This window comes from Mycoplana sp. BE70 (assembly GCF_031455855.1).
Lineage (GTDB): Bacteria > Pseudomonadota > Alphaproteobacteria > Rhizobiales > Rhizobiaceae > Mycoplana.
This window is the reverse complement of the sequence record NZ_JAVDTM010000001.1, coordinates 289,465-306,047: the sequence shown is the minus strand read 5'-3', so window position 1 is coordinate 306,047 and position 16,583 is coordinate 289,465. Positions and strand designations below refer to the sequence as shown.

Genomic DNA, 16,583 nt, shown 5'->3' with positions numbered 1-16,583 from the left:
CTTTCGCCGTCGATCTTTTGCCATCTTCCCGACATCTAGCGGTGCGCGACAAGTGCGCCGTTTTTTGAAAGACTTGGCGCGCTGATTCGCGCGAGGTTCGAGGGAGCGGTATGGAGCGACTGGCAGGCAAGGTCATGCTGATGTCCGGTTGGACTCGGGCATTGGCAGCATTCCTGGCGGGCCTGGTCGGGGTGCTGGCGCTGCAGCCGTTTGGCTTCTTTGCCGCCCTGTTTGTCTCGTTTTCGGTCCTGGTCTGGTTGATCGACGGGGCGAGCGGTGATCCGGACGCCGGCCTCCTGCGCCGGCTGGCCCCGGCCTTCCGCATTGGCTGGTGCTTCGGGTTCGGCTATTTCCTCGGTGGGCTTTGGTGGCTCGGCAATGCGTTGCTGGTCGAGGCGGATGAGTTTGCCTGGGCGCTGCCGCTGGCGGTGCTGGGCCTGCCGGCATTCCTTGCCTTCTTCTACGGCCTTGCGGCGGCGCTGGCGCGGCTCTTCTGGTCCGACGGCCTGGGGCGCATTTTTGCGCTCGCCGCCGCCTTCGGGCTTGCCGAGTGGCTGCGGTCCTGGATGTTCACCGGCTTTCCCTGGAATGCGGTCGGTTACGGCGCAATGCCGGTGGCGCTGATGATGCAGCCGGCGCGCATCGTCGGCATTGCCGGCATGAACGTTTTGGCTGTTTTCGTCTTCGCTGCGCCTGCGCTTTTCTGGACCGGCCGCGGCAAGCGGCTGGGTCTTTCGCTGGCGGTCCTGCTCCTGGCGCTGCAGACCGGATACGGCTTCTACGTGCTGCACCTGCAGCCCGATCCGGCCGATACGGATGTGACCATCCGGCTGGTGCAGCCGATGATCGACCAGTCCGTCAAGCTCGACGACGGGCAGCGGGCCGCGGTGTTCGAGAAGCACCTGGCGCTGACCGCCGCACCTCCTTCCGGCAAAAATCGCCCCGACATCGTCGTGTGGCCGGAGACGTCGATCCCCTTCATCCTGACCGACAATCCGGATGCGCTCGCAAGGATCGCCGACGTCCTCGATGATGATCAGGTGCTGATTGCCGGCGCGGTGCGCGCGGAGGAGGGGGGCACCGGCAAGCCGCCGCGCTACTACAACTCGATCTATGCGATAGACGGCACAGGGCAAATCCTCGGTGCGGCCGACAAGGTCCATCTCGTCCCCTTCGGCGAATACATGCCGTTCGAGGAGGTACTCAATTCATGGGGGATCAATGCCGTCGCTGCCTTCCCGGGCGGCTTTTCGGGCGCGCGCGCTCATCAGGTGCTGACCCTGCCGAAGGGACGCTCGTTCTACCCGCTCATTTGTTACGAGGCGATATTCCCCGGCGAGATCGACCCGACCGCCTATGCGACCGACGCACTGCTCAACATCACCAATGATGCCTGGTTCGGCGACACGCCCGGACCCTACCAGCACTTCCATCAGGCGCGGGTGCGCGCGGTTGAGACCGGTCTGCCGCTCGTGCGGGCCGCCAATAATGGGATCTCGGCGGTTGTGAATTCCAGGGGCGAGGTTGCATTAGGGCTTCCTTATGATAGGAGTGGATTTGTCGATGCAGCCATCCCGGGAAAAGTCGCCCCCTTTCATGATATTGTGTCACAAAACCTCTGGTTTTGGTGTCTAGTTGCAATCTTTTTCGGATCTGCGGTGATTTCTCGCCATGGTTTTATCAGGCGAGCGAATTGACCAAAAACCCCTAAAATTGCATAGTGACCTTCACCGGCATCATAGTCGTATATCAAGTCCGGAAAATTTTCGGGTACAACGTGACGTTAGGTCTAAAGGTCGATGCCGGATGACAGGCCAATTCGCGCGTTAGGAAACAGCAAAGATGGAAAACAAGAAGAAGCCGAACCCGATCGACATTCATGTCGGTAGCCGGATCCGCCTTCGCCGCACCATGCTTGGCATGAGTCAGGAAAAACTGGGCGAAAACCTGGGAATCACTTTCCAGCAGATCCAGAAATACGAGAAAGGCACGAATCGCGTCGGCGCGAGCCGTCTGCAGAACATTTCCAGCATACTGAACGTGCCGGTTTCCTTCTTCTTCGAGGATGCCCCGGGCGATGGCTCGGGCAATCAACCCGGCATGGCCGAGGCCTCCAGTTCGAACTATGTGGTGGATTTCCTCTCCTCCTCGGAGGGGCTGCAGCTGAACCGCGCCTTCGTGAAGATCGCCGATCCCAAGGTGCGTCGCAAACTCGTGGACCTCGTGAAGGCGCTCGCGGCCGAGGCGGAAGTGGAATAGCCTCTCGCGTCGCTTGACAAATCGTGCGCAAGAAAACGGCTCCTTTTGGGGCCGTTTTCTTTTGCGGTGGCTCAGGTGAAATAGTTGGACATAAAGATATGTTTATGTCGTTCTGCGCTTGTTTTTCGGAGCCGAACTGACTAAGACGGAAGCGTCTTCATTGAGGGAACTCCCGTATGCGCAGCAACTATTTTTTCACCAGCGAGTCCGTGGCCGAGGGGCATCCCGACAAGGTCTGTGACCGGATCTCCGATGAAATCGTAGACTTGGTCTACCGCGAAGCGAACAAGACGAAATTCGATCCCTGGATCGTTCGCATTGCCTGCGAGACGCTTGCGACCACCAATCGGGTGGTCATTGCGGGCGAGATGCGGCTGCCGCCGAGCCTGATGAAGAAGGACAAGCACGGCAACGACGTCATCAACCCCGCGAAGTTCAAGGCAACTGCGCGCAGGGCGATCCGCGACATCGGCTATGAGCAGGACGGCTTCCATTGGAAGAACGCAAAGATCGATGTGCTGCTTCACGGGCAATCCGCCGATATCGCCCAGGGCGTCGACAATGCCGCCGACCAGCAGGGTGACGAGGGCGCCGGCGACCAGGGCATCATGTTCGGCTATGCCTGCCGCGAAACCGAGGAACTGATGCCGGCGCCGATCTACTATTCGCACCGGGTTCTCCAGCTTCTGGCCGAAGCCCGCAAAAAGGGCGATGGCGACGTCGCCAAGCTCGGCCCCGACGCCAAGAGCCAGGTGACGGTGAAGTATGTCGACGGCAAGCCGTCGGAAGTCACCTCGATCGTCCTGTCCACCCAGCACCTCGACGACAGCTGGGATTCGGCCAAGGTCCGCAAGGTGGTCGAGCCCTATATCCGCGAGGCGCTGCACGACATCAAGATCGCCGACGACTGCAACTGGTACATCAACCCCACCGGCAAGTTCGTCATCGGCGGACCGGACGGCGACGCCGGCCTGACCGGCCGCAAGATCATCGTCGACACCTATGGCGGTGCCGCGCCGCACGGCGGCGGCGCGTTCTCCGGGAAGGATACGACCAAGGTCGACCGCTCGGCGGCCTATGCGGCGCGCTATCTGGCCAAGAACGTCGTTGCGGCCGGCCTCGCCGACCGCTGCACCATCCAGCTGTCCTACGCGATCGGCGTTGCCCAGCCGCTGTCGGTTTATGTCGACCTGCACGGAACCGGCAAGGTGAGCGAGGATCAGGTCGAGACCGCGATCCGCCAGGTGATGGATCTGTCGCCCTCCGGTATCCGCCGGCATCTCGACCTGAACAGGCCGATCTACGCCAAGACCGCCGCCTACGGCCACTTCGGTCGCAAGGCTGGCCGCGACGGGTCGTTCTCCTGGGAGAAGCTGGACCTGGTCAAGCCGCTGAAAGAGGCGGTGAGGACGGCGGAGACGCTTAAGGCGGCCTGATCGGCCTTTTCCGAGGCGTCGTAAGATTGTAAAGCGGGCGTCTTCCTGAAGAACCGGTTCCCCCGTGGGGCCGGCTTCAGGAAGGCACCCGCTTTTCGCTTTTATCGTGAGAGACCAGCCCATGACAGAACAGCAGCGCCCGAGCCGCGCCACGGAAGCCTTCTTCGGACGCCGCAAGGGCAAGCCGCTGCGTGAACGGCAGGCGCGGCAGCTGGACGAGGTGTTGCCGACTCTGGTGCTCGACCTGTCGCAGCCGGCCCCGGATCGGATCGAGGACCTGTTCGCCTTCCCGCCGGCCCGCCTGCGCCTGGAAATCGGCTTCGGCGGCGGCGAGCACCTGATACACAGAGCGCTCGAGCAGCCGGATACCGGCTTCATCGGCGTGGAACCGTTCGTGAATTCCATGGCCAAGCTGGTCGGCCGGATCGAGGAGACCGGCGCGCGCAACATTCGCCTGTACGACGACGACGCGACCGAGGTTCTGGATTGGCTGCCTGCGGCCTCGATCGACCAGATCGACCTGCTCTATCCCGACCCGTGGCCGAAGCGGAAGCACTGGAAGCGTAGGTTTGTCTCGAAGGTCAATCTCGACCGGTTCGCCCGGGTGCTCAAGCCCGGCGGGCACTTCTGCTTTGCCTCCGACATCGACACCTATGTCAACTGGACGCTTCTGTACTGCGGCGCGCACCCGGCCTTCGAATGGACGGCAGGCAATGCCGCCGACTGGCTGACGCCGTTTGCCGGCTGGCCCGGAACGCGCTACGAGGCCAAGGCGCGGCGGGAAGGGCGGAGCTCCGCCTACCTGACCTTCCGGCGGGTCTGATCCCGCCGGCGTATTTCTCCCGAAACCGGTGACCGGCTTCGGGACGGAGACGTGCGAAAAGCGGAAGGAAAGCTCAGCAAGCGAGCCTGGAAGACGGCCGCGGGATCAGTGCAGGCTGACCGTGCGCAGTTCGTCTTCCGCGGCCTTGTAGAAGGTGCTGGAGCGATTGTCGGTCAAAAGGATCGGCGTGCCGTCGGCGCCAAACAGCGCCCACAGGTCGAGGTTCGGATCGATGTCCGGCGCTTCCGGGAAGCAGCGCGAAACTTCGTCGGCCCGCATCTTGCGGATATAACCGACTTCGCCCGCGCCCAGATGCGCAAGGTCGGCTTTGGTGAATTGAGGAGTGATTGTCTTCAGTCCCATGTTTGCCTCCTGGCAATTCGCCGGATTGGTTACCGGCCTGCCCGGATGCCCGCTGTCGTCATGACCCGTCGGTGCGTCCGGTTTAGATCAGACTATCCGTGAGCATTTCCGCGGCGCTTCCGCCGCAATGATCGCTTGGCCTAGTCTGGTACGGAAATGTTAATTTTCTTTACCAAACGCTCCGGTTCGGGGCGTACGAGGTCTATCGAAAGAAGGCCGTTGCGCAGTTCGGCGCCGAGCACCCGCATTCCGTCGGCAAGGACGAACATGCGTTGGAACTGCCGGGCGGCAATGCCCCGATAGAGGAAGTCTCGCTCGCTGGTGTCGCTCTGCCGGCCGCGGACCACCAACTGGTTTTCCTCCGTCGTCACCTCGAGATCGTCCTCGGCAAAACCGGCCACGGCGAGCGTGATGCGCAGCCGTTCCGGATCGCCGGAAGCGATGTCGGAGCGAATCCGTTCGATATTGTACGGTGGGTAACCGTCGTTGCCCTTGGCAATCCGTTCGAGCGTTTTTTCCATCGCGTCGAAACCGAGAAGGAGCGGGCTGGCAAAGGGCGTGATGCGGCTCATTTCATTAGTCCTTGCTTTCAAGCGACCGTCGCAGGACCCGAATTTTCAGCATCCTGCAGAGCGCAATATGGGGACTGTCCGGCAGAGGCGCAAGACGCTTGCCTCGCGGCCTCCGGCAAATATAGTCGGCCCTTTGCCGGAAGGACGGCACTGCAGATGATTCGGGAAGGTGAAGACCTATGTCGCAACGAAGAAAAATAATCATAGACACAGATCCGGGTCAGGACGATGCGGCGGCCATCATGCTGGCACTCGGCAGCCCCGATGAACTTGACGTTCTCGGCATCACCACGGTCGCCGGAAACGTGCCCCTGACGCTCACCGCGCGCAATGCCCGCATCCTCTGCGAGCTGTGTGGACGCCCCGACGCAAAGGTCTTCGCCGGTGCCGACGCACCGTTGGTCCGCCCGCTCGTCACCGCCGAGCACGTGCACGGCAAGACCGGGCTCGATGGTCCGGACCTCGATGAGCCCAACATGCCCTTGCAGGCCATGCATGCGGTCGACTACATCGTCGATACGCTGCGGAGCGAGCCTGCAGGCACGGTGACCCTGTGCACGCTCGGGCCGCTGACGAACGTCGCGCTGGCGCTGCAGAAGGCACCGGATATTGCCGGGCGGGTCGCGGAGATCGTCATGATGGGTGGCGGCTTCTTCGAGGGCGGCAACATCACGCCGGCTGCGGAATTCAACATCTATGTCGATCCGGAGGCCGCCGATATCGTCTTTCGCGCCGGCGTCCCGATCGTGATGATGCCGCTCGACGTCACGCACAAGGTGCTGACGCTGAAGACCCGGGTCGAGAAGCTCCGCGCCATCGGCTCGCGCCCGGCGATCGCCCTGGTGGAGATGCTGGAATTCTTCGAGCGCTTCGACGTCGAGAAGTACGGCTCCGACGGCGGACCGCTACACGACCCGACCGTCATCGCCTATCTGCTGCGTCCTGAGCTGTTCGACGGCCGCGTCTGCAACGTCGCGATCGAGACCGCTTCTGAACTGACCGCCGGCATGACCGTCGTCGACTGGTGGCAGGTCACCGACCGCAAGCCGAACGCCCGGGTCATGCGCGACGTCGACTCGCACGGGTTCTTCGAGCTTCTGACGGAGCGCGTCGCTCGGCTGTGAGGTGGTGTGCCGTCCGCGGGTGCCGCTGAGCGGCACCACCACCAAACTGAAAATGCGAACGGCGCCACGAGGGCGCCGTTGCCGTTTTCTGCCATGCCGTTCGGATCAGAATTCTTCCCAGTCATCCCGGGCAAGCGCCGCATTTCCGGAGACCTGCGGGATTGCGCGAGCCGGAGCAGGGCGGCGGACCGGCATTTGCACCGCGGCCTGGACCGGACGCTGCGGCTGCCGCGCCACGACCGGCTGGCCGCGCTCGGTGCGGAAGCGGGCGACGAGCGACTGCAGCGTCTTCGCCTCCTCGTTCAGCGCAACGCTGGCGGCGGTGGTTTCCTCCACCATCGCGGCGTTCTGCTGGGTCACCTGGTCCATCTGGTTCACCGCCGAGTTGATCTCCTTCAGGCCGACGGCCTGTTCGGATGCCGAGGAGGAGATCTGACGGATCAGCTCGTTGATGTGCATGACCTGCTCGGCGATCTTCTCCAGCGCGCTGCCGGCATTGCCGACGAGGTTGACGCCCTCGCGTACCTGCGTTTCCGAGGCGTTGATGAGGTTCTTGATCTCCTTGGCGGCGTTGGCGGAGCGCTGGGCGAGCTCGCGCACCTCCTGGGCGACGACGGCAAAGCCCTTGCCGGCCTCGCCGGCGCGCGCCGCCTCGACACCCGCATTGAGCGCCAGAAGATTGGTCTGGAAGGCGATCTCGTCGATCACGCCGATGATGTTGGAGATTTCGGCGGACGACTTCTCGATGCCCTTCATGGCGGCGATTGCCTTCTGCACGACCTCGCCCGACTTGCCTGCGTCGTCGCTCGCAGTGGCGACCGACTGGGCGGCGGTGCGGGCATTGTCGGCGCTCGAGTTGACCTGCGAGGTCAGTTCGTCGAGCGCGGCTGCGGTCTCCTCAAGGCTTGCCGCCTGCTGTTCCGTGCGGTGCGACAGGTCGGCAGCGCCATTGGAAATCTCGTTGGTGCCGTTGCCGATGTTGGCGACCGATGCATTCACCGTCTGGATCGTCTCTTCGAGGCTTGCCATGGCGGAGTTGAAGTCGGTCTTGATCTTGGCGTACTCGCCGGGGAACTCGCCACCGAGGCGATAGGAAAGCTCGCCGCCGGAAAGGCGGGCAAGACCGTCGGCCAGACGCGAAACGATGTCGCGCTGCACGGTGCTTGCGGCCTGCCGCTCGGCCTCCGAGCGATTGCGTTCCGACTCGCTCATCTGGCGATGGCTCTCGGCCTCGGCCTCGAGGCGCTTGGCGTCGGCGAGCTGGTGGCGGAACCCTTCAAGGGATTTCGCGACCGTACCGGTTTCGTCGCCGCGCTCCTGACCGGAAACCGGATCGGCGTAGTTGCCGTGGCTCAGCTTCTCGACGTCGCTGACGAGGCCTGCGAGCGGCTTCTGCACATACCGGCGGACGGCGACCCAGAGGCCGGCCAGCACGGCGCCAAGCACGATGAGGCCACCGATGACCATCATGAAGGTCTGCTCCTCCACCGGAGCGTTGATCACCGCGCGCGGAATGTCGACCAACACGACCCAGGTCGCATTCACGTCTGGCAGCGCAACGGGGTAGACGACCCGGTCGAAGGACGCGCCATCCTCGAACTCGAGGTTCGGGACGAAGCCGGCCTTCTGCGAGGCGAGTGCCTCCTTGATGACCTCGCTGCCGGTTCCCTCGTAGTCTTTCATCAGCAGATCCGGTTGCGGGGCGACCAACCACTTGCCGGATTGGGTCAGAACCAGAACGCGACCAGAGCCGAAGGGCTTGAGCTGGGAGACACGTTCGGCAAGCGTGGTGAGCCTGACGTCGACACCACCGACGCCGATCAGCTTGCCCTTCGACATGACCGGATAGGCGATCGACGAGATGGAAATGGCCTGGCCCGTTCCCGTTTCCAGGTAGGGTGCAGTCATCGCGCCTTTGCCGCTCTTTGCCGCGAGCTGATAGAACTCGGCGTCGTACTCGGACTCGAACGTAGAGAAGGTGATACCGTCCGCGCGCTTGGTCCAGTAGGGATTGAAGGTGCCATCCTTGGCACCACCGAACTCGCCGTTCTCGGCAAACTCGGCTGCCTTGCCGTCGAAAGCATCCTTGTCCGCTGCGAACCAGCTGCCAAAGGCAAAGTCGTTCTTCTCGACGTTGACCTTCAGGAGATCGATGACGCTCTTGCGGTCAAGCTGTCCGGTTTCGTGGCCCGTGCCAATGATGCCCATTGTCGAGCGAGCGGCACTAGCCAGCTCACCGACCGCTCCGGCGATGTCTGCGGCGATCGCACGGGCCTCGCTGTTGGCCTCGTTCAGGATCAGTGACTGCACCCGGTCCTCGGACTGGGAAATCAGGATGAAATTCGATGCTAGGAGAACGAGGGCGATCGTGCTTCCGGTTACTGCGATCAGCTTCGTCGCCAGCGACTTGGGCTGTATGTTGAACATGTGATCCTCACGAGCTGAGACGTTCGCCGGTGTTTCACGGCGATCAGACGCAATCGAAATGGGAGTGGCTCCGTCATGGAGAGGTGGAAATGCCGACCGGCATCCGGGGAGCAGCTCCAGACCCTGCGGAGTCTGCTCGTCTGTCCTATTTCAGTATCGGCAAGACATTAACGAATTTGATATGATGGGGTGCGAACTCCAGCATCTTCCTCTTGCTGTCAGTGGGTGCCGGGATGTCCGGATTCCATCAGTTTGTCGATCGAGCCGATGCAGGCCGAAGCCTGGCGGAAGTGCTGTCGCGCGAACCCTTCGAGCGGCCAGTGGTCCTTGCCATCCCGCGTGGCGGCGTTGCCGTCGGAGCGGAGATCGCCGCCCGGCTAGGGGCCGAACTTGACCTCCTTTTTGTTCGAAAGATCGGTGCTCCCTGGAACCGGGAAGTGGCGATCGGCGCGGTTGCCGGCAGTGACACGCCCCAGACGGTCATTAACAGTGATCTCGTCGTCTCCAGCGGTGCCACCCGGGCCTATATCGAGGCCGAGGTCGCTCGGCAGATCGCCGAGATCGATCGCCAGCGGAGGGCCTATCTCGGCGGCAAAACGGCCGTGGCGTTGGAGGGGCGCGACGTGATCGTCGCGGATGACGGGGTGGCAACCGGTGCCACGCTTGCCGCCGGCTTGAAAGCGCTCCGTCTGCAAGGCGTACGCTCGGTCACGCTTGCCATCCCGGTTGCCCCGCCGGAGGCGATCGAACTCCTGACGCCGTCCGCCGACCGTGTCGTCTGCCTTCGTGAGCCGCGCGACTTCCGCGCCGTGGGGCTGCACTATCTCGATTTTGCGCAGGTTTCCGACGGCGAGGTCATCGAGACGCTGAAGCGTGGAGGCGGTGAGGCGGGGCACGCCTGAGGCGCGTCGCGGCGTAAAATGCCCTTGAGGCGGCCCCCTTCAGCGACATATGCAGAAGCGGCCCGCCACGAGGAGCGGGCCGCCAATTCATGGAGCGGGAAGGTCAGCGCACCCAGACGACTTTCCGGGTGTTGCGCTCGATGAGGACCGGGCGCTCGTCCACGTAGATGTAGCCGTAGGCGGGACTGTCTGGCACGGCGACGAGGTCGACGTTGTCGGGAATGACGGTTCCGGCCGCGACGGGTCCCTCAAGCACGACCGGGCCCACCGGGTGGCGCTCGATATAGGTGATCGTTGTTGGCGGCACTTCGCGAGCGATGCTTCCGGTCGTCTGCACATCCTGCGCATAGATCACCCGCCGGTCGTGGGTTCGCACGATCACCGGGCTGCCATCGACATAGATGTAGGCCAGATCGGGATGATCGGGAATGGGTGTCAGCACGACGTCCTGCCTCAGGCGCGTTTCGGCCGTGACCGGCCCTTCGAGCACGACCGGTTCGACGGGATGCTCTATCACGTAGGTTCGTGCTGCCGGCGGAACGGAGGCGGCCGCACCAAGCGTCGCACCGGCCACACCGCCGATCGCAGCACCGACGGGCCCGCCAACGAGTGCGCCGGTCAAAGCACCTGCCGCCCCGCCCGTGGCGGCGCCGAGCCCGGGGTTGTTCTTCTTTTCTTCAGCGTGGACGGTCATCGCACCTGCCAATGCAAGCGCAACGCCAGCCATGAGAATCCTGTACATAACCTTTTCCTTTCGAATTGGGTCTGTCGGTCCCTTCACCATGGCAAAACGCCTGCCGGTGGATTGGGTTCCGACATCCAAAAGGGGGCGTCACGAACCGTCACGCGATCGCGCTGTCGCGTCGGGCGATTTCGTAGTCCTCGTTGTGCACCTGCAGGCCCTCCGGCGTCAGCACCACGATCCCATAGGCGCCGGGCTCATCGACCGACAGCGAGGCGTTCGGGGCGTCGAACGGCATTGGCTGCTGGTGCACCGGGCTCTTGAAGATCGAAAAGGGAATGCCGTGGTGCGAGCCGCCGATCGTGCGGTGAACGTGGCCTGCAAAAATGTGGCGCACGTTTCCGTGGCGCAGCACCAGGTCGTAGAAGGTGGCTTCGTTGGTCAGGCGGATCGAGTCCATTCCGGTGAACCCGGTGGGATGCGGCGGGTGGTGCATGAAGAGCAGCACGGGCCTTTCCGCCTTCGCCAGCTTCCGGTCGAGCCAGGCGAGGCGTTGGTCGCAGAGAAGGCCGGAATGGCTGGCGGGATAGTCGTATGGCGGGGCGAACAGCGTATCGAGCAACAGCACCCGGCAGTCGGGAAAGTCGATTGCCTGCTGGACGAAGCCGCCCTCGTCCGGTGCGACATGGTCGAAGACGTCGAGGAAGCGTTCGCGGTTGTCGTGGTTGCCGATGGTGATCGCCGCCGGCGGCACCAGGGTGGCGAGGAGACCCTTCAGCCGCAGGTAGGAGGCATGGTCGGCGCGGTGCGTCAGATCGCCGGTGAAGATGACGCGGTCGGCATCCGGATGGTGAAGGTTGACGTGCTCGATGCCCTTGCGCAGGCGCTCGTAGGGGTCAAGGCCGATGATGGTGGTGCCCTCGGGCGTCATGTGCAGGTCGGTGAAGACGATGAGCTTGGTCATGGAAAAAGCATCCAAACGAGAAAATGGCGGGTGAAATCTCTCCGGCGGCGATGCGCCGGTCAAGAGCCGGATTGCGAAAGTCTTGTAGTGAAGCCGGGGCGTTTCATGGGGATGGCAGAACGCCAGTCTCAACCACCTCGAACAGCGGGTCGCCATAGCCGATCTCAGCCCCGTCCGCCGGCAACTGCGCGGCGAGCACGGCATCGCGCTCGGCAAGGATGGGACGCAGGAGCGGGCCGATCGAGACATAGGCGATGATCTCGCCGCGCCGGACCCTGCGGGGCAGGACCGGTGGTGCAACGGCGCTTGCCGGATGCGACAGATGCAGCGTGCCGAAGCTGGTCGAGCGAAAGATCGAGGCGGCGCCTGTGCCCCTGCCCGCAATATCACTTGGCGCCTGGGGATGGGATGCGCGATGGCGCAGGCTTAGCCGCAGGCCGCCTTCCTCGATGTCGAGTTCGGCGATGCCGTAGCGCATCATCAGCTCGTCCAGCCGGCTGGCGAGTTCGTCCGTCATCGCGCCGCGCCTCCGAGGGGGCCACCTTCGAGCAGCCGTTCCAGATGGTGGATATCGAAGCCTCCCTCAACGAAGCCCAGCTCGTCGAGCAGCTTCAGGTGCAGCGGGATGTTGGTGCGGATGCCATCGATCGTTGTTTCCGCGAGCGCGCGCCGCATGCGGACAAGCGCCTCCTCGCGGGTCGCGCCATGGGCGATGATCTTGGCGATCAGGGAATCGTAGTTGGGCGGCACCTCGTAGCCGGTGTAGAGGTGGCTGTCGACGCGGATGCCGAAGCCGCCCGGCGCAACGAAGCGTTCGATCCACCCCGGCGACGGCGTGAAGCGGAACGGGTCCTCTGCATTGACGCGGCATTCGATCGCGTGTCCTTCCAGGCGAATATCCTGCTGACGGAAGTCGAGCGGCTCGCCCTGCGCAATGCGCAACTGTGCCTGAACGATATCGATGCCCGTGATCATTTCCGTGACCGGGTGTTCCACCTGGACGCGGGTGTTCATCTCGATGAAGAAGAATTCGCCGTCCTGGTAGAGAAACTCGAAGGTGCCGGCGCCGCGATAGCCGATGGCAAGGCAGGCCTCGGCGCAGCGCCGGCCGATCGTCTTGATCAGGCTTCGCTCGATGCCCGGCGCCGGCGCTTCCTCCACGACCTTCTGATGGCGGCGTTGCGCCGAGCAGTCGCGCTCGCCGAGATAGACGGCGTTGCCGTGCGCATCGGCCAGCACCTGGATCTCGACGTGGCGCGGCTGCTCCAGGAAGCGCTCGACATAGAGCGCCGGGTTGCCGAAGGCGCGGCCGGCTTCCTCGCGGGTCACGGCGACGGCGTTCGCAAGATCTTCGGGGCGGCGCACGACGCGCATGCCGCGACCGCCGCCACCGCCCGCGGCCTTGACGATCAGCGGATAGCCGGTGGCCTCAGCGATTGCCCGGATCTCGGCCGGGTCGTCGGGCAGGGCGCCGTCGGAACCGGGCACGCAGGGCACGCCGGCGGCGCGCATCGCCGCCTTCGCCGAAACCTTGTCGCCCATCAGCGCAATCGCCTGCGACGGCGGGCCGATGAAGACGAGGCCGGCATTCTCCACCATCTTCGCAAAGGTCGCATTCTCCGAGAGAAAGCCGTAGCCGGGATGGATGGCATCGGCGCCCGAATGGCGGGCGGCGAGCAGAAGCGCGTGCATGTCGAGATAGCTTGCGCTCGATGGTGCGGGGCCGATGCAGATCGAGCGGTCGGCAAGCTCGACATGCCGCAGGGTCCGGTCGGCCTCCGAATGCACGGCGACGGTGCCAAGGCCGAGTTCCCGGCAGGCGCGCAGGATGCGAAGCGCGATCTCGCCGCGATTGGCGATGAGCACGGTGCCGAAACGCCGGGTCATGACGCGATCCAATCGAGAACAGGGCGAGTGGATTGGCGGGACATGGTCAGCCGGCCACCTTGCGGATGCGAAACAGCGGGGTTCCGGCCTGCACCGCTGCGGCATCCTCGAGCAGGATCTCCAGCACGGTGCCGTCGCAATCCGCCTCCACCGGGTTCATCATCTTCATGGCCTCGACGATCGCGATCTGCTGGCCATCGCGGATCTCGTCTTTCGCATTGACGAATGGCGAAGCGCCCGGTGCCGGGGCGCGATAGAAGGTGCCCGGAAGGCCGGCCACGATCGTGTGCACGTTGCTGTCGACGGCGACGGAAGGGTCGTCCGGCAGGGTCGGCGACTGCTGACGGTGACCCTTCGAGGCAGCGGCGCTGGCGTTTCTATGCGCAGCCGCACCCTTCGCAAGCCGGATGCGCAGGTTGCCCTCCGTCACATCCAGTTCCTCGACATCCGAATTCGACAGCATCTGCATCAGCCGTTCGATGACTTCGAGATCCATCCCCGTCTCCCGCCTATTTCAGAAAATTGCGCACGGTGATGCCGTCCGCCTCAAGGGCATCGCGAACGGTTCGGGCGATCGTCACGGCGGCCGGTGTGTCGCTGTGGACGCAGATCGAATCGATCGGCGTCTCGATCCACTTGCCGGTCACGGTCTCGATCGCGCCGGCGCGCACCATGCGCACGACGCGTGCGGCGGCTTCGACCGCGTCATGGATGACAGCGCCGGCCTGGCTGCGGTGAACGAGATGGCCTTCCTCGGTATAGGCCCGGTCGGCGAAGATTTCCGAGGCGGTGGCGAGCCCCATCTCGTTTGCCTGGCGCTGCTGATGGCCGAGGGCGATGACGAGGCAGACGAGTTTCGGATCGACGGCCTTGATCGCCCGGTTGACCGCCATCGCGACCTCGGCATCCTGCTGGGTGAGATTGCCGAGCGCGCCATGGGCTTTTACATGGGTGATCGGATGGCCGGCATAGGTGGAGAGCGCCTGGGCGGCGCCGATCTGGTAGGCGACCAGCCGCTCGATCTCGCCGGCGGAGAAGGGAATATTGCGTCGGCCGAAGCCCCACAGGTCAGGAAAGCCGGGATGTGCGCCGACGGCGACGCCTCGCTCGCGCGCCAATGCGAAGGTCGTCGCCATGATTTCCGGGTCGCCGCCGTGGAAACCGCAGGCGATGTTGGCGGAGGTCACGACGCGCAGGATCGCGTCATCATCTCCCATGCGATAGGCGCCAAAACCTTCCGCCATGTCCGAGTTGAGATCGACGCTCAGGGGCTTGTCGGTCATTTTCGTCTCCTCCCGCTTCCCTCTTGGTTCTAGGATGATTTTCTCCATCTGTCCCGCCCAAAGCGCAGTTGATGCGATGCGGTCGCCGACGCATGATGAAAGCAGTTGGATTGCGGTCCGCTCTGATATATCAGGGCCGTCATCGTCAATCCTGTAACGCCGTCCGGATTGGATCCCCCGTTTGACCAACAGAAGCGAAAATCCGGTAATCAGCATGGAGGGTGCGGGCTCGGTGCTGCTCGACGCGGCGGATGCGGTTTTCTCGCCTGCGACACAGGAGCGGATCTGGGCGGTGGCCAAGGCGATGCGCGCGGTGGACGGCGTTCGCGAGACCGTGCCGGGCATGAACAACCTGATGGTCGTCTTCGATCCGGTCGCGATCGCGCCGGATAAGCTGGAGCGAAAACTCGACGCGGCCTGGCACGACATCGTCCCAGACGCCATCGCCGGCCGCGAGATCGAGGTGCCGGTTGCCTATGGCGGCGCCACGGGCGAGGACCTTGCCGCCCTTGCGCAGCATTGCGGCCTGACGCCGGAAGAAGTCGTGCGGCGGCACTCGGAGGCTCACTATTCCGTCGCCGCCGTCGGCGCCATGCCGGGCTTTGTGTATCTGTCGGGGCTCGATCCGAGCCTTGCCATGCCGCGCCGGGCCGTGCCGCGCATGAAGGTGGAGATCGGTTCGGTGATCATCGGCGGTGCGCAGGCCGGCATCATGCCGGTGACGGCGCCGTCCGGCTGGCACATCATCGGGCGGACGGAGATGACGCTGTTCGACCCGTCACGCGAGCCGCCAGCCGCCTTCCGCCCGGGCGACCGGATCCGCTTCCGCGCAGAAAGGATCGAGCTGTGATCGAGATTCTTTCGACCGGCGCGGTCAACAGCGTGCAGGATTTGGGCCGGCCCGGCTTCCTCGACGTCGGCGTCGGCTGGTCGGGCGCCATGGATGCCCCGGCGCTCGCGGCCGCCAATCTTCTGCTCGGCAACGCGCCCAATGCGGCCGGCATCGAAGTCTCGCTCTTTCCCTTCCGGCTGCGGTTTCTGCGCGACACCGTCTTCGCCGTCACCGGTGCGGACTGCCCGATCACCCTCGGCGACCGGTCGCTGCCGTCCTGGTGGGCGGAGACGGCCCGGGCCGGCGAGACGCTGAAGCTCGGCCTGCCGCGCGCCGGCGCTCGCGCCTATCTGGCGCTTGGTGGCGGTGTCGACGTGCCGAAGGTGCTCGGTTCGCGCGCCACCGACTTGAAGAGTGGCTTCGGCGGATGGCAGGGGCGGGGACTCAATCGCGGCGACCAGCTGCCGCTCGTGGAACGTGGCGCGCTTCTCGAAGGCGGCATCGGCATTGATCCGACGAACTTGCGCGACGGCGGGGCGCCCACCGAGAGCCCGGTCGTCCTGCGCGTCCTGCCGTCGGCGGAGCACCTGGCCTTCACCGAGGCCGCGCTGGAAGCCTTCTTTTCGACCGAGTGGAGTGTCAGCAACGAGGCCAACCGCATGGGCTACCGCCTGAGCGGACCCGAACTGGCATTGACGCGGAAACTCGAACTCTTTTCGCACGGCATCATGCCGGGCACCGTGCAAGTGCCGCCGTCGGGGCAGCCGATCATCCAGCTTGCCGAGGCCAACACCTGCGGCGGCTATCCGAAGATCGCCAATGTCATCGAGGCCGACCTGTGGCGGTTGGCGCAGGCGCCGGTCGGCGCAACGCTGAGGTTCGCGTTGATCGACAGGGAGGAAGCGGTCGCGGCAATCGTTCGCCAGCGCCGGGCGCTCGACGACATTGCGGCGCTCGCATCGCTTGCCCGCAAGGACGAGCAGAGCGTGCGGCGCCACACATCCAATCACATGAGTGGAGTATGATACG

The 16,583-nt window shown here is 64.3% G+C and carries 17 protein-coding genes; 8 read left to right on the top strand and 9 right to left on the bottom strand.

Features of this window, described 5'->3' with window-relative positions; translation table 11 throughout:
• Positions 1-110: 110 nt before the first annotated feature.
• The 4 genes from lnt (at position 111) to J2Y48_RS01455 (ending at position 4,518) form a co-directional block, all read left to right on the top strand.
• Entirely contained in the window at positions 111-1,697 is a 1,587-nt protein-coding gene (gene lnt / locus J2Y48_RS01470) for an apolipoprotein N-acyltransferase (RefSeq protein WP_310411616.1), read from the top strand.
• A gap of 145 nt (positions 1,698-1,842) precedes the next feature.
• The gene (locus J2Y48_RS01465) at positions 1,843-2,259 is read left to right on the top strand and encodes a helix-turn-helix domain-containing protein (RefSeq protein WP_310411612.1); all 417 of its coding nucleotides are present in this window, start codon (positions 1,843-1,845) and stop codon (positions 2,257-2,259) included.
• 176 nt (positions 2,260-2,435) lie between these two features.
• Positions 2,436-3,695 (top strand): methionine adenosyltransferase, encoded by a 1,260-nt coding sequence (metK, locus tag J2Y48_RS01460; protein WP_310411604.1) that lies wholly within the window; start codon positions 2,436-2,438, stop codon positions 3,693-3,695.
• Between the two features lie 121 nt (positions 3,696-3,816).
• A complete protein-coding gene (locus tag J2Y48_RS01455; protein WP_310411603.1) occupies positions 3,817-4,518 on the top strand; it encodes a tRNA (guanosine(46)-N(7))-methyltransferase TrmB in 702 nt (233 codons plus the stop codon).
• A gap of 105 nt (positions 4,519-4,623) precedes the next feature.
• Here J2Y48_RS01455 and J2Y48_RS01450 read toward each other — a convergent pair whose 3' ends face one another.
• Both J2Y48_RS01450 and J2Y48_RS01445 read right to left on the bottom strand, forming a co-directional pair.
• Positions 4,624-4,881: a DUF1150 family protein gene (locus tag J2Y48_RS01450; RefSeq protein ID WP_310411600.1), complete on the bottom strand. Its 258-nt coding sequence runs from the start codon at positions 4,879-4,881 to the stop codon at positions 4,624-4,626.
• Between the two features lie 140 nt (positions 4,882-5,021).
• Entirely contained in the window at positions 5,022-5,453 is a 432-nt protein-coding gene (locus J2Y48_RS01445; protein ID WP_310411597.1) for an Hsp20 family protein, read from the bottom strand.
• A gap of 179 nt (positions 5,454-5,632) precedes the next feature.
• On the opposite strand from J2Y48_RS01445, the gene J2Y48_RS01440 reads away from it, so the two are divergent.
• The gene (locus J2Y48_RS01440) at positions 5,633-6,577 is read left to right on the top strand and encodes a nucleoside hydrolase (protein ID WP_310411595.1); all 945 of its coding nucleotides are present in this window, start codon (positions 5,633-5,635) and stop codon (positions 6,575-6,577) included.
• A 105-nt stretch (positions 6,578-6,682) separates the two neighbouring features.
• On the opposite strand, the gene J2Y48_RS01435 is transcribed toward J2Y48_RS01440, so the two are convergent.
• Positions 6,683-9,004, bottom strand: coding sequence for a methyl-accepting chemotaxis protein (locus J2Y48_RS01435; protein ID WP_310411592.1), 2,322 nt, complete (start codon positions 9,002-9,004; stop codon positions 6,683-6,685).
• A gap of 233 nt (positions 9,005-9,237) precedes the next feature.
• On the opposite strand from J2Y48_RS01435, the gene J2Y48_RS01430 reads away from it, so the two are divergent.
• Positions 9,238-9,906: a phosphoribosyltransferase family protein gene (locus J2Y48_RS01430; protein WP_310411589.1), complete on the top strand. Its 669-nt coding sequence runs from the start codon at positions 9,238-9,240 to the stop codon at positions 9,904-9,906.
• Between the two features lie 103 nt (positions 9,907-10,009).
• Here J2Y48_RS01430 and J2Y48_RS01425 read toward each other — a convergent pair whose 3' ends face one another.
• From J2Y48_RS01425 to J2Y48_RS01400, 6 genes are all read right to left on the bottom strand, one after another.
• Positions 10,010-10,648, bottom strand: a complete 639-nt coding sequence (locus J2Y48_RS01425; RefSeq protein ID WP_310411586.1) for a DUF1236 domain-containing protein — start codon at positions 10,646-10,648, stop codon at positions 10,010-10,012.
• 100 nt (positions 10,649-10,748) lie between these two features.
• Positions 10,749-11,552, bottom strand: coding sequence for a phosphodiesterase (locus J2Y48_RS01420; protein WP_310411583.1), 804 nt, complete (start codon positions 11,550-11,552; stop codon positions 10,749-10,751).
• 103 nt (positions 11,553-11,655) lie between these two features.
• The gene (locus tag J2Y48_RS01415) at positions 11,656-12,069 is read right to left on the bottom strand and encodes a hypothetical protein (RefSeq protein WP_310411579.1); all 414 of its coding nucleotides are present in this window, start codon (positions 12,067-12,069) and stop codon (positions 11,656-11,658) included.
• Positions 12,066-13,439 carry an acetyl-CoA carboxylase biotin carboxylase subunit gene (gene accC, locus J2Y48_RS01410; RefSeq protein ID WP_310411576.1) on the bottom strand — a complete coding sequence of 458 codons (1,374 nt, stop codon included), beginning with the start codon at positions 13,437-13,439 and terminating at the stop codon, positions 12,066-12,068. The genes J2Y48_RS01415 and accC overlap by 4 nt, the downstream gene beginning before the upstream one ends.
• 46 nt (positions 13,440-13,485) lie before the next feature.
• Positions 13,486-13,935, bottom strand: coding sequence for an acetyl-CoA carboxylase biotin carboxyl carrier protein (accB, locus tag J2Y48_RS01405; protein ID WP_310411573.1), 450 nt, complete (start codon positions 13,933-13,935; stop codon positions 13,486-13,488).
• A 13-nt stretch (positions 13,936-13,948) separates the two neighbouring features.
• Positions 13,949-14,722 carry a 5-oxoprolinase subunit PxpA gene (locus tag J2Y48_RS01400; RefSeq protein WP_310411570.1) on the bottom strand — a complete coding sequence of 258 codons (774 nt, stop codon included), beginning with the start codon at positions 14,720-14,722 and terminating at the stop codon, positions 13,949-13,951.
• A gap of 181 nt (positions 14,723-14,903) precedes the next feature.
• On the opposite strand from J2Y48_RS01400, the gene pxpB reads away from it, so the two are divergent.
• Positions 14,904-15,572, top strand: a complete 669-nt coding sequence (gene pxpB / locus J2Y48_RS01395; protein WP_310411567.1) for a 5-oxoprolinase subunit PxpB — start codon at positions 14,904-14,906, stop codon at positions 15,570-15,572.
• A complete protein-coding gene (locus J2Y48_RS01390; protein WP_310411564.1) occupies positions 15,569-16,579 on the top strand; it encodes a biotin-dependent carboxyltransferase family protein in 1,011 nt (336 codons plus the stop codon). The genes pxpB and J2Y48_RS01390 overlap by 4 nt, the downstream gene beginning before the upstream one ends.
• Positions 16,580-16,583: the final 4 nt, after the last annotated feature.